Origin of the sequence: Enterococcus sp. JM9B, from assembly GCF_009933265.1 — a bacterium.
GTDB lineage: Bacteria > Bacillota > Bacilli > Lactobacillales > Enterococcaceae > Enterococcus_C > Enterococcus_C songbeiensis.
Map to the genome: position 1 here is coordinate 1 of NZ_MAEK01000011.1, position 15,621 is coordinate 15,621.

Below are 15,621 nucleotides of genomic sequence, written 5' to 3' on the forward strand. Positions count from 1 at the left end.
ATCTAAGGGAATCCTCTATAAATTAATTCTACCACTTATCAATGAAAAAGTAATTATGTTTAATCTGACATTTTCGTTTATATTTAATGATTTTAGAAATATAATATAATATGATAGACATATACAAATTATCAGGAGGGATATTTTATGGAAAACCAAGATCAAAACATCAAGACAGAAAATGAACATATCATTCCAAAAACAAGACCAAAAAAGAGAAAGAAAAAAACTGTTTCTGATATTGAACTTCAAATTAAAGAATTACAAAAGAAAAAAGAAGAATTAATTCTAAAATCAAAAGCAGATATTGGTGATTTTGTTCTTTCTACTCTTTCAAAAAATGATATTTCTATTGAATCAATTGAAGAAAACAAAGAATTATTCTATGACGAATTAGAAACTTTATTAAATACGAATAGTCAAAACTTTTCTGAATTACTTAAATAGTTATGGTAAATAATGATTTAAATGACATCAACAAAAGAATAGAAAAACTAAAAATTCAAAAAAATATTTTGCGAGCGAATAGCGAGCAAAATATTAACAGAAAAAGAAGAACAAAGCATCTAATTGAAAAAGGTGCTTTGTTAGAAAAGTATTTTGAAATTGACTATTTAACTGTAGAAGAAACAGAAGAATTTTTAAAAATTTTTTCTGAGTATATTAAAGCAAATAAACCTAAAAAGTATCAAAAAAAGGGAAAATAATTTTCCTTTTTTTGATACTTTTTTAAATAAAATTGATTGTTCTTAATATTTGTTCTTCCTTTTTTAATTGCTTTAATATTTCATTTACTGATTCTATATCCAAATCGTACCAATCACCAAAAGCGATAATATCACCTGATACTTTTTTTTCTATAAAATCAACTGTTAAAGTTATTTCTCTTGTTGACATTGGCGAACGTGCTTCTATTTGATATAAATCAAAATCATATTTTTGATGATTATTTATTCCTCTCATTTCTGTTACTGTCGCTTTTATCACTTTTAAAATATTACCTTCAAAATTTATTTTTTTTATTTTAATATCCACTTTAAAACTTCCTTTCTGATAAACTTACAAGCCTTAATTGGCTTGTAAGTATTTTTTTTCTTCTTTATCTTCCTTCACCTTTTGACTTCCATACATTCCCCTTATTGTGTCCATATCATAATTTTTTCGACTACGTTTTTTATAATCGCTTGGTGCTTTATACCATGCGTATTTTTTTGGTGAATAACGAAATTCTAGGGCTTTTATGTCGTCCTTATAAGGTTTTGTGTTGCCTGTTAACCATATAAAAGTTCCCACGATTTCAATTGATACACCGTCCATTTTCAGATTGAAAAGTTGATTTATAATGTCCTTAAATTGTTCGGGCGTTTCAGTCGTTTCTTTTGTATAGGTTTCGCCGTCTTTGTTCTTGTGAGTGTTTTTAAGTTTGCTAAACAGTTCGTCATATTCATTGTTCAAAATTTTCATTTCTTCTTCATTACCGCCACAATCGGGGTGTAACTTCAAAGCTAACTTTTTGTAGGCTTTTTTCAATTCTTCCAATGTTTCAACGTTTTTAATGTATTTCATTTTTATCATTCCTTTTCTTTTTGATTTTTGGCTTTTTGACAACCATTTTTGTTAGGCGTTTGAGGAAGTGAAGCTGTTTTCCTCATGTTTTAAAAGCTAGAAATAAATTACAGTGTATGCTCCTTTCTTTTTTCGTTTTGTTGGTTCATTTTCGCCAGTGTGTTCGTGTCGTTTGCTGTGACGAGTACGCAACATAGACACAAAGAAAACACAAGGGCGAGCTTGCTCGTTTATATACCCTTGTGTTTTCGACTGGATATGTTAAGGTAACAAACAGTAAGTGACACGTTACAGACTGCAAAATGTACCAACTGAAAAAAGAAAGTATCTGAGGTAGAGTAACGAACGGTTAGCTTTTACCATTCGAGGAAAGGTGTTAGTCAAATACAAATATCTTTGCAAAGAAATAAGTTGGGTTTGGAACGAGGAGCAACTGCACCGCAAGTGGAACAACTTATTTTATCCTTCTTAGGTTTTTCTTTTTGGTGTTTTATCTAAAAGAAAAACCTAGCTTTTTTTGCTAGGCTTTTCTTTTACATTTCTTTAATTTTCAAATTTTTTATTTCCCACTCAAACCATTCGCTAAAATCTTGTTTAAAGCCGTTAATAGAATATTGCTCTTGTTCTTCTGCTTCTTTATCGTTTTGAGGGTCTAAGTAGGTCGGTTTATCTTTTGGTCTTGCGTATACACCTATCCATGTTTTAAAATCGCCCTCAAAACTGCTATCTATGATAAAGCCTTGCTCTTTTAGCTCTTCTCTTACTTGAGCTTTTAGATATTGCTGTTCTTGTGTTCCAAAAAACTCATTTTCTGTAAAATCTTCTAATTGTAATTTTTTTGTTTTTTCCATTTTCTTTTCCTCTTTTCTTTTTTTTGATTTTTAGTTTTTTGACAACCATTTTTGTTAGGCGTTTGAGGAAGTGAAGCTGTTTTCCTCATGTTTTAAAAGCTAGAAATAAATTACATGTGTATGCTCCTTTCTTTTTTCGTTTTGTTGGTTCATTTTCGCCAGTGTGTTCGTGTCGTTTGCTGTGACGAGTACGCAACATAGACACAAAGAAAACACAAGGGCGAGCTTGCTCGTTTATATACCCTTGTGTTTTCGACTGGATATGTTAAGGTAACAAACAGTAAATGACACGTTACAGACTGCAAAATGTACCAACTGAAAAAAGAAAGAATACCGTTGTGTGCTTTATTTCTCGATCAGCTTTTAAAACAAGAGGAAATGTTTTTATAAAAAAAGAGTAGTTACCGTTTTTTGGTAACTACTCTTTTCCTTTTTTAAGGTTTAAAGTCCTGGAAGTTTAGGTGTTTTGGGTATTGGTGGTGTAGGTAGCTGCAAGCTTTCCATTTTTTGTTGAATTGCTTTAAATTCAGGGGTTTCTTGGTGTTGATTTTGAACCATTTTTTGCTCTATTCTCTCCAAAGTCGGTTGAATTTCTTTCCCTGATACTTTACGATTTAATTCTCTTTCTAAGGTCTCTTTCGGACTAATGGAAGGCGTTTCTAAGCTTGAATAGAGTTTCACTCCTTCTCTATTGTAAAGCCTTATATCGCTAAATAAGCCCGTTTTATGAAGGGTTTCTAAATTGGTCGGTAAGTTTTTGACAACAATATCATGCGCTTGTTTTGGTGTTGCCCTAGCTGTCATTGGATCATCTGCATACATGGTTTCATATCGTTCAATCGTTCCTAAGTATGATTCAATTTTCGGTACTGCCATGACGTATATTTTTGAGAAGTTTATAAATGTTCTAACGAACATCAGATGAGTCGGCTACTCAACCTAGCAATAATATCTGAAATAAGATTTGAAAAATATTGCCAGTGGAGTTGAACTATTGTTCAACATTACTATTTGTCTTCAATTTCATCAATGAAGGCTGAAATATCATTTTTGAAAATGTACTTACTAAATTGTTCGCTTAGGATTTGGCTGACATTTCGGTAAGCGAAGGTAGGCGTGTTAGGTAAAGTATAGTAATAAATACCATTTTTTTGATAGATCGGATCAGGCACGGTCGTTGTCTGATTTCCTTCAATTGCATTTCCAGCGTCCGCTGCTATATCAATAATAAAGGCCCCCGTTTTTAACTGCCCTTGCTCTGCAATAGTCATAATGGGCTTACCCGAATCGCCCACTTCAATGCCGTTAATGATAATCGAGTATTTAGAAAGTTGTTGTTTGAATTGCGGAAGTGTTTTTCGATAAAAAAGTCGGACAGAAGAAGAAATTTTTGAGATCGCATGGAAAGCACCTTGAGCTGCATTTCCGGACCCTAAAATAGCAATCTCACAATTACTATTTGGTAATAAGCCAAAACTCAAGAGAGCATGTAATACTCCGGCATAACCAGCATAGAAGCTGTTTTGATAAACGAAGTTTCTAGGAATCAACTGTGTAGGATAAGCATTTTCCTGATAGTACATCATGGGTCTTTGATTATCGATATCAAGAATATAGAGATTTTTAGGAATTGCTTGAGTCTCCATAAATTCTTTACCTGATCCCAGTGGATGAGTCCAACCAATAATCATCTGATTTTGACGAATCAAGTCGTAATCAGATGGTTGGAGGAGTTTGAGAGAGAAGATTCCCTCACAAGAGGCAAAAATTTCAGAACGGGTTAAAATAGTGCAACCTGCTTTTCGATAATTATCATCAGGGATACTTAGCGAGTCACCAAAACCATTCTCGATATAAATTGAATTGGCGAATTGCTTGATATGTTCAGGTAACAAAGGGACGCGACGCTCATTTGGAAAATTTGACTTTATAAAACCTAATTTCATAATTCCAACTCCATTTCAATTTTAGTTTTTGTATGGATTTGTTCTCAGAGAAATGTTTCATGAGGCTGTTTTCGTACATCTTCAGTCTAACACAGTTTTGAGGTGGAATGAGTGTTTTTAAGTTTGCTAAACAATTCATCATATTCATTGTTTAGTTGCGCCATTTCTTCATTGCTACCACCACAATCGGGGTGCAATTTCAAAGCTAATTTTTTGTAGGCTTTTTTCAATTCCTCAAGTGTTTCAACGTTTTTAATGTATTTCATTTTTATCATTCCTTTTCTTTTTGATTTTTGGCTTTTTGACAACCATTTTTGTTAGGCGTTTTAGGAAGTGAAGCTGTTTTCCTCATGTTTTAAAAGCTAGAAATAAATTACAGTGTATGCTCCTTTCTTTTTTCGTTTTGTTGGTTCATTTTCGCCAGTGTGTTCGTGTCGTTTGCTGTGACGAGTACGCAACATAGACACAAAGAAAACACAAGGGCGAGCTTGCTCGTTTATATACCCTTGTGTTTTCGACTGGATATGTTAAGGTAACAAACAGTAAATGACACGTTACAGACTGCAAAATGTAGCAACTGAAAAAAGAAAGAATACCGTTGTGTGCTTTATTTCTCGATCAGCTTTTAAAAAATGAGGAAATTTTTTTATAAAAAAAGAGTAGTTACCGTTTTTTGGTAACTACTCTTTTCCTTTTTTAAGGTTTAAATCCCTGGAAGTTTAGGTGTTTTGGGTATTGGTGGTGTAGGTGGCTGCAAGCTTTCCATTTTTTGTTGAATTGCTTTAAATTCAGGGGTTTCTTGGTGTTGATTTTGAACCATTTTTTGCTCTATTCTCTCCAAAGTCGGTTGAATTTCTTTCCCTGATACTTTACGATTTAATTCTCTTTCTAAGGTCTCTTTCGGACTAATGGAAGGCGTTTCTAAGCTTGAATAGAGTTTCACTCCTTCTCTATTGTAAAGCCTTATATCGCTAAATAAGCCCGTTTTATGAAGGGTTTCTAAATTGGTCGGTAAGTTTTTGACAACAATATCATGCGCTTGTTTTGGTGTTGCCCTGGCTGTCATTGGATCATCTGCATACATGGTTTCATATCGTTCAATCGTTCCTAAGTATGATTCAATTTTCGGTACTGCCATAACGTATATTTTTGTTTCATAACCTTTAGATTGAAGCATTGTGGCTGTTTGAATAGGAACGTCTGTTGTTCGTCCTGTGCCTTCAATCACTAAATTATAGCCTTGATCGCTTAAACGGCTAATAAGTGCTTCTGTCATACGATTAGAATAGGGTGTTGCATGTTTTACTACGTCTTTTTCATAGAGTTTCACTAATTCGTCAAAATTTGGGTGCTGTTGTTTGAACGTATCATTATCAATGATAACAACATTTCCTTGTGTTTCTTCGGAAATTGCCGATCGCAAACTGGTTTTCCCTGATCCTGGTTGCCCACCAAGTAAAAAAGCGGTTGGCGATTCAACCGCTAGTCTATTTTTAGTTAGTCGTTCAACATTCTTTTCTAAACGATCTTCAAATTGCTTTTCGGTGAAGTCAGTAATATTCGCCATATCTCTCAATCCCACCCTATACTTATTAATAAAACTAACTGGAAGCCATTGAATATTTTTTGTATTATTTAAAACTATCTTTTCCCCTTGACGTTCATAAATTGGAACAAAAATTTTCGTATTATCGTATAGCATAACATTATCACAAAGAGGGGCTATATATTCTAGATTCTTTAATGACTGACTATAACGCTTTTTTATGAGTTCATCAGGTATGCCATGACCGCCCTTTTCAACCCTTTGTTTGACACGTTGTATTGCCAAATCAGCATTGTCTATCCCAACATAAAATAAATTTACCTCATAACCCTGTGCCTTGGCTTTTTCAATCCATTTTTTCTGTCCTTGTCCAGATAATGTGGTTTCTTGGTGAAAAGACCTTTTAGATTCAATTGCTTGATTCATTTGTTTTACAACTTCACGCATAGCCTTCATATTATCTGAGTTTTTTCGCCAGTCACCACCATTTTTATTTAGAATTTCATCAGCATTAATTCGTTGTGTATCTTGAAAGAGTTGCGGTACTGTTTGATAAAGTGTTGATTTCCCTGCTCCATTGACGCCCGCAACAATAATATATTGTGGTCTATCCTTCATATTAAATCACAAAATCTTTCTGCTTGATAATTAGTTTTTGCTTTTGTTGCAATTGATAAGTAAATAATTCCTTATAAAACTCAAATTCTTCTTGTGTTTCAGCCAACTCATACGCTTTTTTTAGTTCCATAATGTCCATTTTTGACACAGTGTGATAGATTTCTTTTAATTCCTCTTGAGTTGTCATATTAGATCACTCCTTTTAAAGAAGGTGACATTTCAACAATTTGTTTTGAATATTGATTCATTGACCGCCAATACTCATGAATAGCTTGTAATTCTTCAAATGGTTGTTCAAATAAATCAACTTCTTGTGCCACTTCTAATTGATTTAAAAGATTCACTTCTAGTAAACGAGTATTTTTAGTATCTAGTTCATGATTCAAAACATAATTTAATACCCGATTATAAACACTTGCCGATAACTCATTAATGATTTCAATTTCAAATGTTTTTTCATACGTAACTGCCATTTCATGTTCACTCCTTTTAAAGTTTGTCAGGTAAATATTTCCGTATATATTCTTCTAAGGCTTGATCCATAACTTCTTTTACGTTTCCGCCATTCTTTGCTGTTTCGATTTTTATGATATGGTGCAAGTCAGCACGAACACGAACCGTCTTATCCCCCATTATATCTTTTTTTGCGCTGATTGGCGTATCATTTCGTTTTGCTTTCTGTGCGCCTAAGTTTCCCACAATCACTCACTTCTTTCTATTTCTTCTTATTCTTATTTTATCATCAACAATCACAAATCACAAGTGATTTGTGATAAGTGATTTGTGATTAATATATAAAAGCCCTATTTAAAGGGCTTTTATGTTTATTTTGAGAAAGAGATAAAATCAATATATCCCTTTTCCCCAATTTTTACAACGGCATTGTAGGGCTTTTTCTCTTTGTTTTTGATTCCTTTTACCAGAGTTTCTTTTCCCTCCAGTAATTCTTTTACATTCGTTTTGGTGAGTTTTTTCTTTCTAAAATGTTCAGCTAAAGTAAACTTACATTCAGGATAATTTGAACAACCATAAAACGATTTTTTTAATACAATATTGTTGCCACACTTAGGACATTTTCCTACAATACTTTTTTCTGCTTCTTTTTCTTTCTGTACCTGGTAATCAGCAAAACTTAATTTCTCTATATCGGTAGGTACATTTTCCAATAAATGAACGATAAACTTCTTGATATTATTAATAAAGTTTTCTTGATTACCTTCTCTTTTACCAATCTTCTTTAAATACGTTTCCCATTTAGCCGTCATTTCAGCACTCGTTAAGAGGTGCTGACTTTCGACTGCCTGGCACAATAATTTACCTTTTTCAGTTACAACAAGCTTATTCTTAATCACTTGGATATATTCTTTTTGTTTCAAGGCTTCAATAATGCTTGCTCTTGTCGCTTCTGTTCCGATCCCCTCGACTTCTTGTAAAATCTTGATTGCTTCTTCATCATCAACCGTTTTATTAGCGGTTTTCATAGCAGTTAATAATGTACCCTCTGTAAAAGCTTTCGGTGGTTGTGTTTCTTTTTCGGCACTCTTAACGTCAACCTCGGCATGTTCTCCAATGATAACCAAGGGTAACGTTTGAACGTCCTCTTTTTCTTCTTTGTTTTGCTGTTTAAAAAGAATTTTCCACCCTTCTTGCTTTGGTGTCTTGCCTATTGATTGAAAAAGTAAGTCGGCTACTTTGGTTTGTATCTTGGTTTCTTCATACAAATAATCAGGTAGAAACATGGCAACGGTCGTTTTAACGACTAAAGTATAAATTTTTCGTTGCAAATCGTCCATTTTCGCTAATGCAGATTCGGTAGGTACTTGTTTTGTTGGGATAATGGCGTGGTGTTCCTGTACCTTACTACCGTTCACATAACGCTTTCTAGGCTCTGTTTGAACCATTTCAAGATCAAGTCCTAAAAAAACGCTATATTTGCCAAAATTCGCTTTTAAATAAGCAAATTCGTTCTCTGTAATAAATGGGGTATCTGTTCTTGGATAACTCAATAATTTGGCTTCATACAGTCCTTGCATAGCTTTTAACGTTTGGCTCGCTGTCGCTTTATAAAGCTGATTAACTTTTGATTGCAAACTACTTAAAGAAAACAAACTCGGACTATTCGTTTTCTTCTCTTTGGTTTGAACATCAGCAATTATCCCCTCTTGATTGCCTATTTTAGCTTGTTTAGAAGAAACAAAAGCTAAAAGCTCCTCTTGGGTTTTAAAACGCTGTGTGGGGCTTAGAACGCCCTTAAATGACCCTTGGTTTACTTTTATACTAGCTTCCACCTCGAAAAAAGGTTCTTTTTTAAAATTCTCTATGGCTTCCTGGCGCTGAAAAATAAGGTATAAGGTGGGCGTTTGAACACGTCCTAGTGAAAATGTACCTTGTACGCCCTTCTGTTGTAAATTTAACGTATACAAAGGGCTTGCGTTCATGCCGATCAACCAATCGGCAATTTGGCGTGTTTGCGCTTCTTGATAAAAGGGATAGTAATTCATTCCTGGTTGCAAATTTTGAAAACCGCTTCGGATCACATCTTTTTCTAAGCTATTGATCCATAGTCTTTTAAATGTTTTATCTTTTGAAAAGGCATTTGCTTTATGGATAATCGACCAGGCGAATATCGATAGGTAAACTTTTGAAGTAATCTCCAGTTTTTCCCCCGATCCACACCGTGCATGCGATTTTCACCGCACACGGCGTTCCATCAACAAATTAAACCTTTTGTTTTCCTAAGTCTCGCAACCAAATTAATAATGTAGTAAGGTGTTTCTAACTAACAACCTTAATTTATTCAGCCTTTTGACCTGTTCATCATTAAGGTTTAATAAGGTCATATATCGCTGAATAGTATCTTCCTTGGTAGCATGTATTAGAATATGAACTTCAGGTTTAACAATAATCAAGTTACTATACTTGTCATCTTTAGATAAATGATAAGGTATCTTATGATGACAATGCATATCTAGGACATTTAGTTCTTCACCCGTTACCGAACACTTACCCGACTGAGCTATAAATAATGAAATTCGATTATCATTAAATTCCACTGTTGCTCTGTCGCTGACTACAGGATGGCTCCTGATCCAACGAAGTGCTATTTCAGATACGGCTGATTGATTACGATGAATGAGCTCACGTCCCTCAGGGGTGTATTTATTAATTTTAACTTTAAGGTACATAGGGTTCCTATGTTGTACAAAACTAACTGGTATAATTGGGCGTCCCGCCAGGTATCTAATATTCTTTGACTGGACGTAGTTCAATATCCCTTTATCTTTACCAGTATATTTACCCATTTTTGTCAATCCATCGATAGACAATCGATTTCTCATTGTCAGAAGAACTGAGTAATGAACTTTTTTAAAATCTTTATTAACGTGAGTTGCTATTCGATAGTAACCGTGCATGCCAATAACTTTACTATTATAATTCCCTATAGCTCTAATAGTATTCATGCTATTAGGTGATTTTTTGATTTCCTTGATTTGCTCTTTAAGTTCTATTCTCATACGGTTAATTGCTTTATCCGAAACATGAGAGTGCATTATATATCTATTTTTCCCTTTTCTTTCCAGCTTTAAATTGAAACCTAGAAACTCACTACTTTCCTTACGAAGGTTCGTGATTTTGGATTTTTCGATAGATACAGGTAGATGCAATCGCTGTTCCAACCATTGTATCGAAGCATGATAAAGTAGTTCAGCCGTTTTCCGGTTATGACAAAATAATTTGAAATCATCTGCATAACGAACTATATAGAACTCTTTTAGTTTTGTATGTGAGCGCATTTCCCTATGATGATTTCCCATATGCTCGGTCCCATTAGCATTGTACTGTGTCTTAATTTCAGACATATACCTTGTTTCCCATTGTTCCGATATCCACCAATCAAATTCATTAAGATTAATATTGGCTAATAGTGGGGATAAAATTCCACCTTGTGGTGTACCCTTTTTCGGAAATTGAATAGTACCATTAGGTAGTACAACTGGAGCTTTTAGCATTTTACGGATAATAGCGAGAAGTTCTTTATCCCGGATACCCATAGTCCACATTTGTCGTATTAATTTTGAGTGCCAAACTTCATCGAAGAAACCTTGAATATCTATATCAACACAGTATCCCATTTTTATAATATTCATCTTCTTGGCACAATCAGCAATTGCGTGTTCGGCAGACCGGTTAGGTCTAAAACCGTGACTATGTGGGTTGAATTTTGCTTCACATATTGGTTCTAATACTTGCAAGATACATTGTTGAGCTACCCTATCCCAAATAGAAGGAATTCCTAATGGTCTAGTTTTTCCATTTGGTTTAGGAATTTCAGTTCGCTTAACTTTTCTTGGTTTGTAAAATTTGAACCGTTTCTTAACTATATCAAGGTATCTTTCAGTTGTTAGTTTTTCAATGTCTTTAATGGTTTTACCGTCAATACCTGCCGTAAGACTTCCTGAGTTGCGCTTTATATTACGATACGCAAGCAAGATATTGTCATCAGATATGATAATTTTCATTAGTGACTTGAAATTTTGATTCTCTACACTACGTTGATATAAGTTATCATAAGCTTCTTGCATTCCATAGTACTCAGAATATCGAAGCTTATTATTTTTCTTGTTTCGGTGGTTGTTCATAGTTCGTCACCCCCTAGTTCTTGGTTGTGACCTTTTGGTCTTACAGGAATCTATGGTTTGACTTAGGTTACCTAATAAATTGGTTTGAATTTGTTGACTTGTGGCTATTCCTCCAGCCCCATTACAGAACCTTCACCGGTCATGCCACTACTTTCACCAGGATAAATATAAGTTATATACTACTACTTTCCTTATATCCGCTTCTTTGCGTGTGTGCGCTCCACGTTCTTGGCTTCCCACGTTCCTTCAGTTTTATCAATGTAATAGCTTAGGTGCTGACTTTTGCCCTGTATCACTTCAAGTGCCTATAACACTTCACGGAGTTTCATAAAAACAATTCTTACTCCACCGCATGATACCGTAGAGTGATATGATTTCTTCAATCATGTTCTACCCGACACATTTCTGTGCCTTAGGCGTTTAGGACAGTACATTCGCCAGTTCGTCAGTGCTTTTACACACATTCTCACCATACTATACTTTTTGCGACCTCCGGCATATTAGATACGTTTCCTACCTCTAGGAAATTTTCGTGCAGACCCATGTTTTTCAATCTTGCTTACGGTATCCTTCTGCAGACTTCACCGAGCTTCATACCATTTCTTTTAACACGTAAGAAAAGGCATGTCGGAGTATTAAGGGAGGCGTTTCAAGGCGTTACCCTATCATTCCACCTCTCAAACTGAAAGTTCTCCACTAACGTCTGTTAAGCCGTTAGTGTGTCTAGTCTTTTCAACTAGAAACATGTCGCACTATTTTCACCTTCTCTGTCGCTATCTGTTGCAACAATAATTGTATTTGCCTTTTTGAGAAGTTCTGCAACAATTTTAAACTGCTTTCCCTTATCTTTTGCAACTTCAAAATCGTATCGATCAGGAAAAATCGGCAAAGATTCAAGTTTCCAATTTTGCCACTTTTCGTCATAATGACCTGGTTCTGCTAATTCCACTAAATGCCCAAAACCAAAGGTGATAAACGTTTCATCTGTAAATAGTGGGTCTTTGATCTCAAAATAACCGTCTTTTTTGGTGCTTTGTTTTAAAGCACTTGCGTAGGCTAATGCCTGGCTTGGTTTTTCAGCTAAAATAACCGTACTCATTAACTATCCCTCTTTTCATTGTTTTTTCTTTGATCTACTGTCACGTTATATCTTGCTCGATACCTTCTAAACGTTCGGCGATTGATTCCAGTTTGTTCTTCAACTTCTTTATCGGATAAACCATTCAAAAACAAATCGAAAGCATGCTTTAAACGTGGATCATTTTTTTTAAATTTCAGTTGCCGACCTTTGAATTTGCCTTTTTTCTTAGCAATTTCGATTCCTTGTGCCTGACGTTCCTTAATTTTTTTTCGTTCTGATTCTGCTTGATACTTGTACAATTCAATGACAAGGCTATTAATCAAACGCCTTAAATTTTCATCTTCAATACCATTCATTGAGGGTAAATTTAAGACTTCCAGGGTTGCCCCCTTAATTTGAATTTGATTCATCAATTCTGTTAATTCTTTATTATTTCGTCCTAATCGATCTAATTCAGTAACAATAACAATATCCCCTTCACGAATATAGTTAAGCATAGCTTGTAATTGTGGGCGTTCGACCGATTGACCGCTTAATTTGTCTGAAAAGACCTTAGAAACGCCCTGTAACGCTTGTAATTGCCGATCTAAGTTCTGTTCTTTGCTACTGACACGTGCATAACCAATTTTAGCCATTTTCAACCAACCTCTAAAATTCTCTCGGTTGCAATAACCAATCAGCTATATCTACTTTTTCAATTTCAAATTGCTTATCAGAAATTGTCTTTTCGTAAGCGATAAAATCTTGCGCATATTGTTGCTCATTAAAAATAGCCACCACTTCGTCATTTTCTAAAACTCGATAAATAAATTTTTTCATTTTACTCCTCCTATTATGCTCAACTTAAATGACCTATTCACCAAGTCAATCATACTACTAAAATCATATTAGGACAAATAAGTATACTCTATTGACCTAACAAAGATAGAAATTCAAAAAAACAAGTGTTCGCTACGCTCTCACTGCCCCTCGACGTTTTAGTAGCCTTTCCCTCACTTCGTTCAGTCCAAGCCAACTAAAAATTTTCGGGCTACTCTCTCCTTTACCCTAAAAAAATAAATCAAAATGCAGTCTTTTAATCCCTTCTAGTTAATCAAACAAAAAACGAGAACGAAAAACAAAGGCCTCAACGTCGCAAAGAGGGTAAAAATCTCTTAAAGGGATTTTTGCCCTCTTTGCGACGATGAGGTCTACTTGGAATTTCTTCTATCAAATTAAGCTTAAGTAAATTTTCAATCGCTCCATACATAGTTCCTGCTGCTACCTTAACTGATCCATCACTTAACTTATCAATTTCTTGAATAATAGCATATCCATGAACGGGTGTAGTTAAAACTAAAATAATCTTAATTGTCAAATTAAGATATAAAAAAAGAAATACAACTAGTTTCTAAAAAACAACTAAAGATAGTTGCTTATTAATATAAATGTAAATACGTATCAGAGATATAAATGTAATGGCATGGCTTTGCTCCTGGAGACAAGATTAATTTGTCATACCCCAACGTGTATGTTTCTTGATCGGTTTGCACGACCACTTCTTTGTTGTTGGAGTCGATGGAAATAGCTTCACTATTTGGTCGTACGTCTAAATTGAACCTTGCTTGCAAAGATTCTGGAGTTTGAACTAACAAATCCGTCCGTTCATCAATTTCTCCAGCGACATAATAAGGCAAACCACAATTAGCAAATGACACATATGGCCCTTTTTCTAACACGATAACTTCTGCTCTTTCATCCAAACGTCTTAACCGTGTAGCAGCAGACATACCACCTGCTACACCACCAATAATGACAATTCTCATTAATTCTTGCCTCCTTTTTTTGCTCCTGCCCATGCCATCATGCCGCCACGGACGTTGATAACATCATGTCCTTGTTTCAGCAATATTTTCGTCGCTCGTTTACTGCGCATCCCAGATTGGCACACTACGTAGACTTGACCCTTCGGGGTATAGGTAGAAACTTTAGCCAATGGAATATTTTTTGCACCTGGAATATGACCAATTTTGAATTCATGCGGTTCTCTCACATCAATAATTTGCGGCTTTTCGGATAATTTATTCTCCAGTTCAGTAGTCGAAATCGTAGGTGTTTTTTTGAAAAACATATTTTTACTCCTCATAATAGTAATTATTCTGCTGTTACTTTTTCCATTAAATACTCTTTTAGTACTTCTTTTGGTTGGTAGCCAACTATTTTTTCAATAGGCTGACCATCTTTATATAAAACCATGGTAGGAATGCTCATAATGCCCAGTTGACTAGCTATTACATTGTTTTCGTCAATGTTCAACTTTGCAATTTTAATTTCAGGTGCAAATTCTGCTTCTAATTCTTCTAATACTGGTCCTAACATCTTACATGGCCCGCACCAAGGAGCCCAAAAATCGACTAATGTAATACCCTCTTTTACTTCTGATGCTAATGTTATATCAGTTACTTTTACTGTCATTTGATTGTTCCTCTCCTTTTATCTTATGTCTGTTATTTCTTTTCAATGAAAATGTACTTGGCACTGGATCATATCCGCCTTTAACAAATGGATGACACCGCATAATACGTGCTGCTCCCATTAGAGACCCTTTTGCTGCTCCGTGTTTTTCAATCGCATCAACAGCATAGTGCGAGCAGGTGGGATAATAACGGCAACTCGGTGGAAACAACGGCGAAATTCCTTTTTGATAACCTTTTATACTTAATAAAATGATATTTTTCATTTATATACCCCCATGCATATTTTTTGTAAAGCATTTTTCAAAAAGAATAAAAACGACCATAATATGTCGGTATTTCCGAATCTTGTATTAAGAGCTAGTGGATAAAGTTACATGACCTTCCTCCCTATGGGCAAAAAAAACTATAGAGGACACTTTTTTTAGTGTCCTCTATAGGGGTCCATTTTAGTTCACGAGAAAGTCTTTTTTATATTTATTTAGCAGCGTCCACTACTTCTTTTAATGTTGATTCAACTTCTCTAGCAATCATTGTCAAATTATCATCTTTGATAATAGTGTCCATGATTTGGAATTCTTATTGGATAGAAATTTCTTTCTAGAACATGATTTCGTCGAAAGTTCTCATTGGTTGAGGATAGGCATGTTCAAAACAATCAGTCCGATATCCTTTTAATCCAGTTGCTGCACTATATAAAAAATTTCATCATAGTTTCGCCCTAGTCGTTCCAAAGATTCGATGACAAAAATATCCTTCTTCCTTAAAAAATGAAGTTCTTTTTGCAATTATTCTCGTGAGGTCTTCTTTTAACTACATAAAATTGTAACCACTGGTTTTAAGAGTAGTGTATCATCCCAAATCATATAATTAATTGACTGCGATTGTTATAAAACTCGCGGTAAGCCATATAACTAGCA

Annotated in this window: 18 protein-coding genes and 5 pseudogenes; 2 read left to right on the forward strand and 21 right to left on the reverse strand. The window is 34.7% G+C overall.

Annotation, left to right across the window (positions count from 1 at the left end):
* Positions 1-147 precede the first annotated feature (147 nt).
* Together BAU16_RS03415 and BAU16_RS03420 are read left to right on the forward strand one after the other, a co-directional pair.
* Positions 148-447, forward strand: coding sequence for a hypothetical protein (locus tag BAU16_RS03415; protein WP_161526418.1), 300 nt, complete (start codon positions 148-150; stop codon positions 445-447).
* Positions 448-449: 2 nt separating this feature from the next.
* On the forward strand, positions 450-707 hold the full coding sequence (locus tag BAU16_RS03420; protein ID WP_161526419.1) for a hypothetical protein: 258 nt from the start codon (positions 450-452) through the stop codon (positions 705-707).
* A 22-nt stretch (positions 708-729) separates the two neighbouring features.
* Here the strand turns inward: BAU16_RS03420 and BAU16_RS03425 are convergent, their stop codons facing one another.
* The 21 genes and pseudogenes from BAU16_RS03425 to yidD form a co-directional block, all read right to left on the reverse strand.
* Positions 730-1,035 carry a hypothetical protein gene (locus BAU16_RS03425; RefSeq protein ID WP_071869364.1) on the reverse strand — a complete coding sequence of 102 codons (306 nt, stop codon included), beginning with the start codon at positions 1,033-1,035 and terminating at the stop codon, positions 730-732.
* A gap of 33 nt (positions 1,036-1,068) precedes the next feature.
* Positions 1,069-1,566, reverse strand: coding sequence for a DnaJ domain-containing protein (locus BAU16_RS03430; RefSeq protein WP_002300565.1), 498 nt, complete (start codon positions 1,564-1,566; stop codon positions 1,069-1,071).
* Positions 1,567-2,099: 533 nt separating this feature from the next.
* Positions 2,100-2,417 carry a hypothetical protein gene (locus tag BAU16_RS03435; RefSeq protein ID WP_002300567.1) on the reverse strand — a complete coding sequence of 106 codons (318 nt, stop codon included), beginning with the start codon at positions 2,415-2,417 and terminating at the stop codon, positions 2,100-2,102.
* A gap of 441 nt (positions 2,418-2,858) precedes the next feature.
* Positions 2,859-3,308: pseudogene (locus BAU16_RS03440) on the reverse strand (zeta toxin family protein); the annotation flags it as partial.
* A 116-nt stretch (positions 3,309-3,424) separates the two neighbouring features.
* Positions 3,425-4,363, reverse strand: a complete 939-nt coding sequence (locus BAU16_RS03445) for a N(5)-(carboxyethyl)ornithine synthase (protein ID WP_071130057.1) — start codon at positions 4,361-4,363, stop codon at positions 3,425-3,427.
* 107 nt (positions 4,364-4,470) lie between these two features.
* Positions 4,471-4,629: pseudogene (locus BAU16_RS03450) on the reverse strand (DnaJ domain-containing protein); the annotation flags it as partial.
* A gap of 437 nt (positions 4,630-5,066) precedes the next feature.
* A complete protein-coding gene (locus BAU16_RS13650) occupies positions 5,067-5,930 on the reverse strand; it encodes a zeta toxin family protein (protein WP_237579200.1) in 864 nt (287 codons plus the stop codon).
* Between the two features lie 129 nt (positions 5,931-6,059).
* A pseudogene (locus BAU16_RS13655) lies at positions 6,060-6,527 on the reverse strand (zeta toxin family protein); the annotation flags it as partial.
* Between the two features lies 1 nt (position 6,528).
* A complete protein-coding gene (locus tag BAU16_RS03460; protein WP_007209310.1) occupies positions 6,529-6,714 on the reverse strand; it encodes a hypothetical protein in 186 nt (61 codons plus the stop codon).
* Between the two features lies 1 nt (position 6,715).
* Positions 6,716-7,000 carry an antitoxin gene (locus BAU16_RS03465; protein WP_104661859.1) on the reverse strand — a complete coding sequence of 95 codons (285 nt, stop codon included), beginning with the start codon at positions 6,998-7,000 and terminating at the stop codon, positions 6,716-6,718.
* A 16-nt stretch (positions 7,001-7,016) separates the two neighbouring features.
* Positions 7,017-7,232, reverse strand: a complete 216-nt coding sequence (locus tag BAU16_RS03470) for a peptide-binding protein (protein WP_001835296.1) — start codon at positions 7,230-7,232, stop codon at positions 7,017-7,019.
* 119 nt (positions 7,233-7,351) lie between these two features.
* Positions 7,352-9,028: a DNA topoisomerase gene (locus BAU16_RS03475; RefSeq protein WP_161526423.1), complete on the reverse strand. Its 1,677-nt coding sequence runs from the start codon at positions 9,026-9,028 to the stop codon at positions 7,352-7,354.
* Positions 9,029-9,280: 252 nt separating this feature from the next.
* Positions 9,281-11,167: a group II intron reverse transcriptase/maturase gene (gene ltrA, locus BAU16_RS03480; RefSeq protein ID WP_161526422.1), complete on the reverse strand. Its 1,887-nt coding sequence runs from the start codon at positions 11,165-11,167 to the stop codon at positions 9,281-9,283.
* Between the two features lie 736 nt (positions 11,168-11,903).
* Positions 11,904-12,266 carry a toprim domain-containing protein gene (locus tag BAU16_RS03485; protein WP_000108744.1) on the reverse strand — a complete coding sequence of 121 codons (363 nt, stop codon included), beginning with the start codon at positions 12,264-12,266 and terminating at the stop codon, positions 11,904-11,906.
* Positions 12,266-12,883, reverse strand: a complete 618-nt coding sequence (locus BAU16_RS03490; RefSeq protein ID WP_001062588.1) for a recombinase family protein — start codon at positions 12,881-12,883, stop codon at positions 12,266-12,268. The genes BAU16_RS03485 and BAU16_RS03490 overlap by 1 nt, the downstream gene beginning before the upstream one ends.
* A 13-nt stretch (positions 12,884-12,896) precedes the next feature.
* On the reverse strand, positions 12,897-13,067 hold the full coding sequence (locus tag BAU16_RS13530) for a hypothetical protein (RefSeq protein ID WP_000713595.1): 171 nt from the start codon (positions 13,065-13,067) through the stop codon (positions 12,897-12,899).
* Positions 13,068-13,422: 355 nt separating this feature from the next.
* A pseudogene (locus BAU16_RS03495) lies at positions 13,423-13,605 on the reverse strand (PadR family transcriptional regulator); the annotation flags it as partial.
* Positions 13,606-13,711: 106 nt separating this feature from the next.
* A pseudogene (locus BAU16_RS03500) lies at positions 13,712-14,053 on the reverse strand (FAD-dependent oxidoreductase); the annotation flags it as partial.
* On the reverse strand, positions 14,053-14,358 hold the full coding sequence (locus BAU16_RS03505) for a rhodanese-like domain-containing protein (RefSeq protein WP_002318458.1): 306 nt from the start codon (positions 14,356-14,358) through the stop codon (positions 14,053-14,055). The gene BAU16_RS03505 and the pseudogene BAU16_RS03500, both read right to left, overlap by 1 nt.
* A 23-nt stretch (positions 14,359-14,381) precedes the next feature.
* Entirely contained in the window at positions 14,382-14,702 is a 321-nt protein-coding gene (gene trxA, locus BAU16_RS03510; protein WP_002318457.1) for a thioredoxin, read from the reverse strand.
* Positions 14,683-14,967, reverse strand: a complete 285-nt coding sequence (gene yidD, locus BAU16_RS03515; protein ID WP_002318456.1) for a membrane protein insertion efficiency factor YidD — start codon at positions 14,965-14,967, stop codon at positions 14,683-14,685. Before yidD ends, trxA begins: the two co-directional genes overlap by 20 nt.
* Positions 14,968-15,621: the final 654 nt, after the last annotated feature.

Excerpts from the sequence above, each read along its gene's own strand:
- BAU16_RS03415 (WP_161526418.1), top strand. The coding sequence starts at position 148 with ATGGAAAACCAAGATCAAAACATCAAGACAGAAAATGAACATATCATT.
- BAU16_RS03460 (WP_007209310.1), bottom strand. The coding sequence starts at position 6,714 with ATGACAACTCAAGAGGAATTAAAAGAAATCTATCACACTGTGTCAAAA.
- BAU16_RS03445 (WP_071130057.1), bottom strand. The coding sequence starts at position 4,363 with ATGAAATTAGGTTTTATAAAGTCAAATTTTCCAAATGAGCGTCGCGTC.
- BAU16_RS03430 (WP_002300565.1), bottom strand. The coding sequence starts at position 1,566 with ATGAAATACATTAAAAACGTTGAAACATTGGAAGAATTGAAAAAAGCC.
- BAU16_RS03485 (WP_000108744.1), bottom strand. The coding sequence starts at position 12,266 with ATGAGTACGGTTATTTTAGCTGAAAAACCAAGCCAGGCATTAGCCTAC.
- BAU16_RS03420 (WP_161526419.1), top strand. The coding sequence starts at position 450 with ATGGTAAATAATGATTTAAATGACATCAACAAAAGAATAGAAAAACTA.
- BAU16_RS13530 (WP_000713595.1), bottom strand. The coding sequence starts at position 13,067 with ATGAAAAAATTTATTTATCGAGTTTTAGAAAATGACGAAGTGGTGGCT.
- BAU16_RS03475 (WP_161526423.1), bottom strand. The coding sequence starts at position 9,028 with ATGAATTACTATCCCTTTTATCAAGAAGCGCAAACACGCCAAATTGCC.
- BAU16_RS03505 (WP_002318458.1), bottom strand. The coding sequence starts at position 14,358 with ATGTTTTTCAAAAAAACACCTACGATTTCGACTACTGAACTGGAGAAT.
- trxA (WP_002318457.1), bottom strand. The coding sequence starts at position 14,702 with ATGACAGTAAAAGTAACTGATATAACATTAGCATCAGAAGTAAAAGAG.
- BAU16_RS03435 (WP_002300567.1), bottom strand. The coding sequence starts at position 2,417 with ATGGAAAAAACAAAAAAATTACAATTAGAAGATTTTACAGAAAATGAG.
- BAU16_RS13650 (WP_237579200.1), bottom strand. The coding sequence starts at position 5,930 with ATGGCGAATATTACTGACTTCACCGAAAAGCAATTTGAAGATCGTTTA.
- BAU16_RS03490 (WP_001062588.1), bottom strand. The coding sequence starts at position 12,883 with ATGGCTAAAATTGGTTATGCACGTGTCAGTAGCAAAGAACAGAACTTA.
- BAU16_RS03465 (WP_104661859.1), bottom strand. The coding sequence starts at position 7,000 with ATGGCAGTTACGTATGAAAAAACATTTGAAATTGAAATCATTAATGAG.
- yidD (WP_002318456.1), bottom strand. The coding sequence starts at position 14,967 with ATGAAAAATATCATTTTATTAAGTATAAAAGGTTATCAAAAAGGAATT.
- ltrA (WP_161526422.1), bottom strand. The coding sequence starts at position 11,167 with ATGAACAACCACCGAAACAAGAAAAATAATAAGCTTCGATATTCTGAG.